Genomic DNA, 11,847 nt, shown 5'->3' with positions numbered 1-11,847 from the left:
GTTATGTAAGCCACATCTATTGGTGACCGCGTAACAATGCCATATCTCTTATTTTTAACAATTGTCATCCAAACGGTATAAATTGACGGATTTTGAAAAAGGCTTTTTAGCATATTGATGAGCCGTCAGAGTTATATCTTCGTAAATCACTGATTATAAATGCATTGTTACCATCTAAGGTAACATGGCCATCTAGAAGTCCTTCCGGCTTTCTTTGTGCATTTCCGGTTTATTGCCTTCTTTCCCAAAATAAATGCGATCTAGAGTGGTTTTCAGATACCGTTATATACCTTACTATATAACGATAACTGAGCATGCTGATATTAGAGGTAAAGTATGAACAAGCGTTTGTTAACGTATCTGTTTTCTATAGGTTGTGCGCTGGGAGCGTCGAGTTTGGCGATGGCGTCGGAGAAGGTGACAGTTTTTGCCGCTTCTTCGTTGACTAATGCCATGAATGAAGTGGCGGCGGTATACAAAGAAAAAACGGGTACTCAATCGACGCTTTCGTTTGCCTCTTCTGCAGCACTTGCAAGGCAGATTGCGCAAGGCGCACCGGCTGATATCTATCTTTCTGCCAATGAAAAGTGGATGGATTATGTTGAGCAGCAGCAGGCAATTGAGCCGAAGTCGCGTAAAAGTTTGTTAAACAATAGTCTGGTGTTAGTGGCTCCGGATTCTTACCCAACCGATAGCATTGCCATCAGTGCTTCGTGGGATTTGGCCAAGGCGCTGGATGGTACACGACTGGCGACGGGTGATCCTAAGCACGTACCTGCCGGTATCTATGCCAAGGAGTCACTGAAGAATATAGGCTTATGGCAGAAGGCTTCTCCTTTGCTGGCCCGTGCGAGTAATGTCCGTTCGGCGCTGTTGTTGGTAGAGAAACAAGAAGCCATGCTTGGGATTGTTTATAAAACAGATGCCCTGATTGCAAACAAGGTAAAAGTGGTCGCCGAGTTGCCAAACAACAGCCATACGGCAATTACTTATCCTGTTGCAGTTGTGAAAGACAAGGCCAATGGTCAAGTCGAAGATTATTACCAGTTTTTGCAGTCAGATCAGGCTCGTGAGATTTTCGAAAAATACGGCTTTGGAGTTAACTAAGCGTGCTGACAGATTATGAGCTGCAGGCACTGCTGCTTAGTTTAAAAATATCGGGTGTGGCAGTGGTGGTTAGCCTGCCTCTGGGGATCTTGTGTGCCTGGCTGCTGGCGCGATGTCGGTTCTATGGCAAGGCCATCTTGGATGGTATTGTGCATCTGCCCTTGGTACTGCCCCCGGTTGTTATTGGCTATTTGCTGTTAACCCTGATGGGGCGAAATGGTGTGATCGGCAAGGCGCTTTATGACTGGTTCGGGCTGACGTTTAGTTTTAGCTGGCGCGGAGCCGTTATCGCCGTTGCTGTGGTTTCTTTTCCGCTCATGGTTCGTTCAATTCGTCTGGCATTGGAAAGTGTTGACCCTAAGTTGGAGCAGGCCGCCCGGACACTTGGTGCGAGTCCGCTGAAAGTCTTTTTGACCATTACGTTACCACTCACAGCTCCGGGTATTTTGACGGGGACCATTCTGGCCTTTGCTCGTGCGCTGGGTGAGTTTGGTGCCACGATTACCTTTGTTTCGAATATTCCCGGTGAGACACAGACAATTCCTCTGGCTATGTTTTCCTTCATCGAAACACCGGGCGCAGAGAGTGAAGCCGCCCGCCTTTGTATTATTGCAATTGCTATAGCTTTGGCTTCATTGCTGGTTTCCGAATGGATGGCGAGAATGGCACGTAACCGACTGGAGACCCAATGCTAGCGATTAATGTTCAGAAAACACTCGGTAACCTAGATCTTGATATCAAGCTTGAGTTGCCAATGCAGGGGATCACCGCGATTTTTGGCCGTTCGGGAACGGGAAAGACATCACTGATTAATGTACTGAGTGGTTTAAGTGAGCCCGACAAAGGAGCGATAAAGCTCGGTGATCGAATACTGTGTGATAGTGAAGAAGGCATTTACCTTCCTCCCGAGAAAAGAAAAATCGGTTATGTGTTTCAGGATGCGCGCTTGTTTCCGCATTATACCGTTTCTGGAAACCTTACCTATGGCTGCCGAGAGAAGGATCAAGCGCACTTTGAGGCTGTCGTGAAGCTACTTGGTATTGAAAGCTTGTTACAGCGTTATCCGTCATCTCTATCGGGCGGTGAGAAGCAGCGAGTTGCTATTGGCAGGGCATTACTGACAAAGCCCGATATGTTGCTGATGGACGAGCCTCTGGCGTCACTGGATCTGCCGCGCAAGCACGAGCTGATGCCTTATTTGGAGAAGCTGGCCAAGCAGGTCAATACCCCCATTCTTTATGTTACCCATAGCCTCGATGAAATTTTGCGGCTTGCAGATCATATGGTGATGATTAATCAGGGCAAAGTGGTTGTTGCCGGGAATGTAAATAGTGTTTGGGGTTCACCGGAAATGCGTCCGTGGTTACCGCCCAAGGAGCAAAGCTCTTTGATTAACGCACGGGTAAATCACACCCACCCGGACTATGCTTTGACTCAGGTAATGTTAAATCACGACGCATGCCTATGGGTAAGCAAACTTAACAGGCAGCGAGGGGAATGGGTAAGAGTACGAATTCACTCCAATGACGTTTCGATAACTAAGGCAAAGCCTGAAAAGACAAGTATCCGTAATATATTGACGGCAAGGGTGGACAAGCTGCTTTCTGTTGATGAAGAGGAAAAAGTTGCTGTAAGACTTCGAGTCGGAGAAGCTCAGATATGGGCGAACCTTACACTATGGGCAGCAGATGAGCTAAATATCAAAGTTGGGGATGAGGTATTTGCTCAAATAAAAGGTGTGAGTGTAACTCAAGATGACTGGGTATAATTAATTAAAAAACGAGTACTTACTTTGTAATAAAAGCTTTCTGGCTAAGTTAGAAATAGACCACAAAATAATGCTGGCAATAAAGTTAATGTTGGTAATTGTTTGTGGTCTTTTTTATCCTTATTTCACTAAATAAAATCAGTTCCAAAATTTATTTCTGTTGTATTGGTTCAGCCGTCGATTAAATTGATAGGTTATTCTGTACATCATTGTAATAAAGGTTAGACAAAAGTGAGTTACACTTTTGTCTGGGGTTATATTATTGAATATAAAGGGAAATATTTGATTGTGCACAGCGTTTCTGTATTGTTTGTATTGTTAAAAGTGTGTCAGGATGTTTGAAATATAACCGTTGCATATTGAACTGTTCAGCTTTGAGTCAGTATATTGTTCACCACATTAAGGCTGGTCAGGAATTGGCTGAGATACAAATCTTAGTTTTCTTAATATACTTTTTTGTTGTTTGGATACGATATAAGTCTATTTGGAAATCATAAATTCAATTAAACATATACTGGATGTACCCATGCGCACACTATCATTATTAATTCTTTCTACGTTGTTGGTTACAGGCTGTGGTTCTGGCGGTGGTTCTGATGACGGCGCCGCTACAGGCGGAGATTCAAATTCAGGGAACGGATCAGTTATTTCTGGTGACGGCAACAGCGGTTCCAATAATGGTGGTAGCTCTGACAATGGTGGCAACTCCGGAAATAACGGCGACAATAACGGAAGTAACGGCGATCCGCAGAATGGCGATTTTGCCGACCAGATGCTAGCGGCAGTGAATGCGGCCCGCGCTCAGGCTCGTGACTGTGGTGGTCAGATGATGCCGGCAGTACCTGCATTAACATGGGATTATAGCCTGGAGCAGGCGGCGTTTGTTCATTCTAGCAACATGGCAAACTACAACTTCTTCAGCCATACCGGTTTAAATGGTGATCAGCCAAGTGATCGTGTTTCTGACCAGGGTTATAGCTGGAGCACAGTGGGCGAAAACATTGCAGCGGGTCAGAGAGATCTCGCCTCGGTAATGGATAGCTGGCTTAAAAGCCCTGGCCACTGTAAGAACATCATGAGTGCGAACTACACTCAGATGGGCGCTTCATCAGTGACTAACTCAAGTGCGCAATATAGCATTTATTGGACTCAGGTTTTTGCCCGTCCACGTTAATTTTGTTGGCACTTGCTAATGAAGATATCGCCGCTGTTTGATACTGCGGCGATTCAATCATGTTGTGCTCTTGTCTTTCGAGAGTATTACGATCTGGCCGTCACTGAAATAGTGGCGGCTTTTTGAATACGCAACAGGCTTGCCAAACTGTTGGTATTCAACATTCCACCCAGAGTCTCTGGCTTTTTCTGCCAGTTCATCTCTTTCTATATCGATATCAGGGTCGATACCGTGCAAGATGGTAATTATTCCTTTGTAGTGAGCTAGTTTTAGTTCGTTGTCATAGCTAACGGCACCCACCCATATAGGCTTTCCTGACTGCTCCTCATTACCAGCGTACCACCAGCGAATATGCTTCCTGTTAACCAGATCACCGGCAAGTTGGTAGGCATACCATTGAGGTTGTTGATTCCAGTAAAGATCAGAGATAGGCGGTAGCTCTTTGGAAAGCAGCTTTAAATAGCGACTAAGAGTTAGGTCATTTCGCGAGAATGTTTCATTCTCAATCCAGCCTAATTCACTCATGAGCTGTTGCGGTGTATTTCCCACAACAACGATATTGATTGGTTGCGCCTGATATACCGGAGCCAAACCCGGATAAACGGTATAATCCAGTTCATGCAGTGATTGTTGGGTATTGTTTATTTCTTTTGTTTCAAATGCATACGCATCGCTGGCAAAAAAATGATAATAATTCGCCCCGGCCATCACCGCGAGCCAGCACAGACAAATGTTCAACCACCTTTTCCAGCTCTTTGTTCGGTAGAGTATCAGGCTGATCACTGAAGCAATAAAAATAGCCACGACTAATAAGCTATGTTCTTTCAGGAACAGGGTAATAGTGGCGAGATCTGGCATTAACTCGATTCCTTGCGCCAGCAAATAACCGGCAAATACAAATTGTCCGACACCGATAACAAGACCGATTAATGAGTATGCCGTGAAGGTCATCCAGGGAAGCGCGTAGCTGCCAGCCATGAAGGGCATTATCCAGGCTACCGGTCCCAGCAGGCGGGCTATAGCGACCACCAAAGGGCCGCGTTTTCTCAGTACCAGCCGGGCTCTGGCAATGGGTCTTCGGGTTTTAGGAACACGCTGGCAGAGCCAGCGGCGTCCGTTAACGCCATAACGGCGGCCGATGAAATAGCTGAGCTGATCGCCAATAAGGCCGCCAAGGAGTACGGATATGACACCGTACATTGCGCCGCTACTTAGCAGGTAGCCTGCAGCAAGCAAGAAGGGCTCTCCGGGAAAAAAGAGGTTGGGCCCTATCAGTGCATCGAGAAAGCTACCGCCGAAGAACCACCACCAGCTGGCATTTAGCATTTGTTATCTGCGTCCTTGTAATGGCCGAACTCATAACTCATTTCGTTATTGCGCATTTCTCCGAAAAAAAAGCGGCGTACATTGGCTTTCAGGTAGGTTAGCCCCATTTTGAAAAATCCATCCTGTTCAAGTCGGCGAGGATCGAACCAGAAGCTGACAGGCAGCATTCGGTAGCGCCAGGTCTCGGAAGCCCTGCGTACGTAGTCACAGTCTTCGCAAAGAACGATTTCTTCATCAAAGCCGTTAATTTCCTCATGGGCCCGCTTGGTTGAAAACAGGCAGGCACCGACTGATGTCGGGAAGAAAAAGGATGTAGCAAATAGTCCGGCATTGAACAGTCCGTAGCCAAGGCGGTAGCCAAGGGACAACTCTTCGGCACTCATATACACACCGGCCACTTCGAGCTTGCGTTTTTCAAGCTGGTGGAGGGCATTGGTCAGGAACGTTGGTTCTAGACGCACATCTGCATCTAGAAATAGCAGACGTTCATGGGAGGCAAGCTTGGCACCGGTATTACGGCCTAGGCTGGTTCCTCTATTTTCCATTTTATGAACAGTCAGGGCTGGCAAGGCTTTATCGAAACCATGCGCAACCTCACAGGTGTTGTCATCGCTGTTGGAGTCCACCACGATAACTTCGAAGTTCTGGTGACTTTGCTTGCTTAGATCTTCCAGTAAACGGCCGATACGTTTCTCTTCGTTTAGGGTGATCACAACAATACTAATCGGATTCATAATTACCTCTCAAATTCGTAATTGGCTTAATTGATGAGAGAATTATGCTTTGAAGGGACTGAATAGGATGTGAGAGGTTAGTTCATCTTCTGTTCATGCAATTGAGTTAGTTCTCAATGTGTTTATTGCAGGTAGAAGGCTTTGATTTGCTCGCATAGCCATTCTGGATCATCAAGAGGACGGGCATACGCAAGTCAGCCACTCTAAGGAGTGGCTGACTTAACTTTAATGGCTGGCTTTCTTGGCCGCCTCTAGCTGATATTCCTCAACCTCTGATACCCACTTTGGACGGTTGATGAATTTGCCGAGCAAGTAGGAGGGAATTAGGAAAATAAATAGAGGTATTGATTCATGGATGTAGGTATTGGCCAGCGCTTCCTCATGGGAGAAGTAATTAAGCACAGCCAGAACACCAAAAATACCACCTAACATAACTAGAATAGCCGAGACTACCAAGGTCAAGCCAAGTAGATCTCTGAAATAAAGTTTTGATGCTTTCATGTTTGTTCCCTCGCATTTTTCACGCTTTGAATATACTCCTTGGTATGCATAATATTGTGAGATATGTCATACAAATATAATTGCTGTATGCATGAATGCGGCAAAATTGATTTAGAGCAAAATGTGACGGGGGTACAAGATGGAATGCAACGGATTCAAAGCGCCCATTTGAAGGCGTCGTAGAATCGGGCTTTTCCGTTTTCATTAATGAGCTGCCCATGTGAAAGAATGATCCGATCGAACGGCCAGGTCAGGATTTCCTGTAATGACTGCCTCAATCGTGTTTTGTCCTTAAACGTCAGGCGCCAGTACAATGGCATGGCAGGCGTCTTGTAGCAGCCATTAAGCAGGGCAAGGCTGATAGTGAGTATATTGGTCGAGGGGCTAAGCCAGGAAAGGGTATCACCGACAATCAGGGTATTGGAAACCGGATCGCAGAAGATAACTTCTTCCATTTTGTCACTGCCGCGAAGTAGGGTCTGGTAGAGCTGATGGCGCCAAAGAACAGGGGTTTGTGCACTGAGAGCATCATCAAATGCGAGATCGGTTCGCTTGTTTTGCAGGCCGGGCGGCGCGAAAAAGTATGCTTCCGGGTAGGCCAGCCACCACTCGGATAGAAACAGGTGGTGGTTCATATTTGGTGTAACTATGGCGTGTATCTTTCCCAACTTGGTAAGTTCAAGCTGCAGCTGCGTTGTTAGCTGGACGGGAGAGTGGATTAGTAGCTTGTTGTCATCAAGCCGGATCACGGTCATACGAGCGCCGACAGGAATGCCGTTCACCTTGAACGGCATATCCTGATACCAAATTCGGTTGCTGCTCCATTCAATCATAGGTCATCCTTAACCTGTGATGAGCTTAGCCTGGCTAGAAGCCCATAAGTTTGAGTAAGTTTTCTGCCGTCTCGATAGCCTGCTGGCGGTTGGCGATATTCAGCTTTTGATACAGATTGCGAATGTGAGTTTTAATCGTCGTTGAGGCAACATCAAGCTCTGAGGCGATTTGCTCGTTACTGTAACCCGTATAGATAAGACCTAATACCTGCCACTCGCGCTGTGTTAGCGGGCTGGTGCGGATTAGTTCAGGCACATCTGGCAGGTTAAGCAACTTTTCAACAAAGCTTTCATCGAAATGTACGGAGCGGTTACGCTCTTTGCTGGTCATTTCTCGAAGCAACTGACGAGCACGATGCAGCTCTAACTCGCTAAGTGCTTTACCATCGACAAGTTCCTGCAACAAGTCGCAAATATCGGCGCCATCACATAGGAAAATACCAACCATCCCAGTGCTGTTGGTTAACACTAGAGCTTCTTTGAGCTGCGCCAGTGCTTTTTCTCTTTCATTCATTCGCTTACTGAGTACAGCTTGTACCACAAGGTTGCGGTTTTTGTCTGTGATAAGATTATGCTTATCGCAACTTTCAAGCAACATATCCAAGATAAGCTGTGAACGTTCCATTTCACCCACGTTAAGGCAGGCGCGGGCAATATTACGCCATTGCAGTTGCTGGAAATGGTTACATGCCGCTTCCGGTTCCTCGGCTTTTTCAAGCCAGCTTTGAATGCTCTCTAGATCGCCTTTGAGCTGCCAGTAGAACAGGTTTGCCAAATCCGTATTGGCTCGCCAGTCAATATGGTAGTCGGAGCGGTCCATCATGCTATTACACAGTTCAAGGTAGCGGGCTGCCTTGTCTTGCTCGCCACGGGTGATGGCAATTCTGGCAAGCATTGAATAGGCGTGGAGTGACTTGGTTTCGTCAAAAGGTGCAAGTACTTCCAGGCTTTTCAGAGCCGCTTCTTCTGCTTCGTCCAGGCGATTCCAACACCAGAGGATCTGGGCACGAAGGCGTAGCAGGAACTCGTGCAGCGGAACTTGCTGCAAATGCTGTTCTTTCACAAGTTTGAACGCTTGATCCAGCTGCTCGTAGGCGGACTGAACGTAACCTTGCGCCAGTAAGATTTCACTTTGCTGAAGAAGGGCCCAAAGCGCCTGGTGGTAAACATGATACTGGCGAGCCATTTTCTCGGTTTGCTGCATCATAGGCAGCGCACGGCTTAGATTACCCAGGCAGTGGTGTACTTCGCCGACAACTGAGGTGGCAACAATTCGACTACGGTAAGTCGTAGATGGAAGCTGGCCAAGTGCAAGCTCGGAGAGAGTTAGCGCGTCTTCCGGTTTGCTTTGGTTTATGGCCACCTGTGCACGCAGGGCGTTAAACTCACCCTGTAGCGCGTCATTCAAAACGATGTTGTGTTTGTGCATCTCGGCTTCTGATTCGAGAATCAGCTCACCGACATCGTTATAGCGGTGCTGGCTTTGGATTAGCCATAAGCGTAACAGGGCCAGACGCGGGGTACTAAACAGTGTGTCCTTGTCCAGATGATCAATGCTGTCTTCTAGCAGTTTAAGCTCGCCATGGTGGAACATTTCCCAACCAAACTCAGACAGGATCTCGACACTGAGGCTCTTGTCTTCGCTTTTTTGGGCATGGAGCAGAGCCTGTTGCGGCGAGTTTTGTTTTAGCCATGCCCGGGCTGCCAGTGAATGGAGCTCTGAACGTTGCTGCGGGATTTGTGAATAACGCTGGTGGCGTAAAAACTCGGCAAACAGATTATGGAAGCGATACCAGTTATTGTCGCCTTCCAGTGTATTAAGGAATAGGCCAAACCGGTTAAGTGATTCCAGCATCGCCAGAGCATCGCTTCGCCCGGTAAGGTCGGTCACCAATTCGGCATTGAACATATCCAGAACCGAACATTGCAGCAAGAACTGCTGGGTTTCGCGATCCAACTGGTCAAATACCTCTTCGGCCAGGTAGTCCCAGAGGTGGCCCCGGTTGAAGTTTGCAACCGATACAGCTGATTCGACGAGGTTGTTTGGTCTTTGTTGTGCGTGTAATGCGATTAGCTGCAAGGCTGACGGCCAGCCTTCTACTTGTTCGCGTAAGGTTTTGAGTACACTTGATTCAACATTGTCAGTAACCCGCTTGTTGAAGAAGCGCTCTGTTTCTTCCTCGTCGAATGCCAGTAAATCGTTATCGACTTCTATTAACAGATCCCGTACTCGAAGGTTGGCTGTACCCAGTGGTGGCAAGGTACGGCTGGTAACGACGAGCGTGATGTTGTCAGGCATATTTTTCAGGAAGAAACGCATACCGTCGTGAATATCGTCGTTGTTGATGACATGGTAATCATCAAGTACCAGATAAGTTTGCTCGTGATAATCGCTCAGTTCACCGAATAGCTCGCTAAAGAGTGTAGACATACAGGCAAATTGTCTACGCTCTGCCATTGCCTGTGTTTTCAGGCAAGCATTGTTTGTTGACTTATTAATTGATTGCAGAAGGTAATTAGCAAAGCGGAATGTGTCGTTGTCGTTTTCATCGATATTGAACCAGCCGGTATGTGGGTGCTCGCTCAACCACTGTGCTGCCATAGTGGTTTTGCCGTAACCCGCTGGTGATCGAAATAGAACAAGACGGTAAAAAGGAGCCTGATCTAGCGTTTCCAGCAAACGGGGGCGGAGTATTGCATTATGAAGGCGTGCCGGTCGTGTCAGTTTAGATGGTATCCACATAGTCTTGCTATCTTATGTAAGGTTTCAGGTCCATTAAAGCTCTTAGGTATTAGTCTACTGCTCTAGGCAGATTATTGGTGAGCTTTATTCCATGGTGTAATCAAAATCATGCAATAAAATAATTTCATGACATTTGATCTGGGCCATAACTTTACCCACCTTAATACTAAAATCGGTAATTCTCTGTCTTCTCATCCCTGGAATTATGAGCTACCTCACATATATTGAAACTTTCATTAAAATTTAAGCCCAATGTTGCACATGTGGATTAGTCTAAACTTGTGAACCAAGTTGCATTATGTGATTCGTAGGGAGCAGTCTACACCTCGAAATTTGCAGAATGTCACACTAGGGAGGGGGATTGGGTAACTACGCCCCTCATACTCATCCCTAATCCTCCCTTGGTTAGGAGGATGTTTTGCCTGACAAACGAAGGCAACATAGTCACCAGTTGGAAATAATCCTAGAGCGAGATTGAACCATGTCTAAAAATGGTCATACACAACAATTTGACAAGGCTGCATTTAAAGCAGCCGTTGAGAAACACCTGACGACGACTTATGCGAATACTTCAGAGACTGCTACTCCACGTAGCTGGTATCTGGCGATGGGCCGAGCACTGGCAGAAATCAGTACCGGCAACCTGCTAGAAACAGAAAAACAACTAGCAGAAGAGAAAGCGCGTAGTGTGAACTACCTTTCTTTGGAATTCCTTATCGGCCGCCTGACAGGTAACAACCTGATCAGCATGGGTCTGTATGAAGACGTTGCTGCGGCAATGGAAGAGATGGGTCATAACCTGACTGATCTACTTGAAGAAGAGCGTGACCCTGCACTGGGTAACGGTGGTCTTGGCCGTCTGGCTGCCTGTTTCATGGATTCACTGGCTGCACAAGAGTACCCGGCGGTAGGTTACGGCCTGCACTACGAGTACGGTCTGTTCCGCCAGTCTTTTGTTGAAGGCCGTCAGGTAGAAGCACCTGATGCATGGCGTGGTCTTGAAGGTTACCCGTGGGAAGTGATCCGCCCAGAGCTTTCTCAGACAGTAAGCCTATACGGTCATGTCGAAGCTTACACTGACGAAAATGGCAACGCTTGCCGTCGCTGGGTGCCGGGTATGACGGTTGAAGGTGTGGCTTGGGACCTGCCTATCGTTGGTTACGACAACAAGAGCGTTTACCCGCTGCGTCTGTGGGAGTGCCGTTCTAATGCACCGTTCAACCTGGCACGTTTCAACGACGGTGACTATGTAGGTGCTCAGTACTCTGCACTGGAAGCCGGTAACGTGACCAAGGTGCTTTACCCGAACGACAACCATGACCAGGGTAAAGCACTGCGTCTGATGCAGCAGTACTTCCACTGTGCCTGTTCGATTGCCGATATTCTACGCCGTCACATCGGTGCCGGTAACAAGATTGAAGATCTGTCTAAGCTTGAGACTATCCAGCTTAACGATACGCACCCGACTATCGCTATCCCAGAACTGATGCGTATTCTGATTGACGAATACAAACTGGGTTGGGATGCCGCGTGGGCCATTTCTTCGAAGACATTCGCCTACACCAACCACACCTTGCTGCCTGAAGCACTGGAAACGTGGAGTGAAGCACTGATTGCCCAAATGCTTCCTCGTCACATGGAAATCATCACATGGAAATCAT

The 11,847-nt window shown here is 47.1% G+C and carries 10 protein-coding genes; 5 read left to right on the top strand and 5 right to left on the bottom strand.

All coding sequences use genetic code 11. The annotated features are described in order from the left end of the window. The first annotated feature begins 336 nt into the window (after positions 1 to 336). From modA to L4D19_RS29075, 4 genes are all read left to right on the top strand, one after another. Entirely contained in the window at positions 337 to 1,107 is a 771-nt protein-coding gene (gene modA / locus L4D19_RS29090; RefSeq protein ID WP_428455270.1) for a molybdate ABC transporter substrate-binding protein, read from the top strand. Between the two features lie 2 nt (positions 1,108 to 1,109). Then, complete coding sequence (gene modB, locus L4D19_RS29085) at positions 1,110 to 1,802, top strand: molybdate ABC transporter permease subunit (RefSeq protein WP_160657349.1); 693 nt, start codon at positions 1,110 to 1,112, stop codon at positions 1,800 to 1,802. Further along, complete coding sequence (gene modC, locus L4D19_RS29080) at positions 1,796 to 2,875, top strand: molybdenum ABC transporter ATP-binding protein ModC (protein ID WP_428455269.1); 1,080 nt, start codon at positions 1,796 to 1,798, stop codon at positions 2,873 to 2,875. Before modB ends, modC begins: the two co-directional genes overlap by 7 nt. 526 nt (positions 2,876 to 3,401) lie before the next feature. Continuing rightward, positions 3,402 to 4,049, top strand: coding sequence for a CAP domain-containing protein (locus tag L4D19_RS29075; protein ID WP_428455268.1), 648 nt, complete (start codon positions 3,402 to 3,404; stop codon positions 4,047 to 4,049). A gap of 57 nt (positions 4,050 to 4,106) precedes the next feature. On the opposite strand, the gene L4D19_RS29070 is transcribed toward L4D19_RS29075, so the two are convergent. The 5 genes from L4D19_RS29070 to malT all read right to left on the bottom strand — a co-directional run bounded on the left by L4D19_RS29070 (position 4,107) and on the right by malT (position 10,186). Beyond that, positions 4,107 to 5,375, bottom strand: coding sequence for an LssY C-terminal domain-containing protein (locus L4D19_RS29070; RefSeq protein ID WP_428455267.1), 1,269 nt, complete (start codon positions 5,373 to 5,375; stop codon positions 4,107 to 4,109). Next, positions 5,369 to 6,109 carry a glycosyltransferase family 2 protein gene (locus L4D19_RS29065; protein ID WP_428455266.1) on the bottom strand — a complete coding sequence of 247 codons (741 nt, stop codon included), beginning with the start codon at positions 6,107 to 6,109 and terminating at the stop codon, positions 5,369 to 5,371. The genes L4D19_RS29070 and L4D19_RS29065 overlap by 7 nt, the downstream gene beginning before the upstream one ends. A 225-nt stretch (positions 6,110 to 6,334) precedes the next feature. Further along, on the bottom strand, positions 6,335 to 6,610 hold the full coding sequence (locus tag L4D19_RS29060) for a D-fructose-6-phosphate amidotransferase (protein WP_160657358.1): 276 nt from the start codon (positions 6,608 to 6,610) through the stop codon (positions 6,335 to 6,337). 155 nt (positions 6,611 to 6,765) lie between these two features. Beyond that, complete coding sequence (locus tag L4D19_RS29055; RefSeq protein WP_428455265.1) at positions 6,766 to 7,443, bottom strand: DUF4336 domain-containing protein; 678 nt, start codon at positions 7,441 to 7,443, stop codon at positions 6,766 to 6,768. A gap of 34 nt (positions 7,444 to 7,477) precedes the next feature. Continuing rightward, positions 7,478 to 10,186, bottom strand: coding sequence for an HTH-type transcriptional regulator MalT (gene malT / locus L4D19_RS29050; protein ID WP_428455264.1), 2,709 nt, complete (start codon positions 10,184 to 10,186; stop codon positions 7,478 to 7,480). Positions 10,187 to 10,667: 481 nt separating this feature from the next. Between malT and L4D19_RS29045 the strand changes: the two genes are divergently transcribed. Further along, positions 10,668 to 11,847: glycogen/starch/alpha-glucan phosphorylase (locus L4D19_RS29045; RefSeq protein WP_428455263.1), on the top strand; the 1,180-nt coding region annotated here is incomplete at its 3' end.

Origin of the sequence: Photobacterium kasasachensis (assembly GCF_050336885.1) — a bacterium.
Lineage (GTDB): Bacteria > Pseudomonadota > Gammaproteobacteria > Enterobacterales > Vibrionaceae > Photobacterium > Photobacterium kasasachensis.
This window is presented reverse-complemented; position numbering and strand designations above follow the sequence as displayed.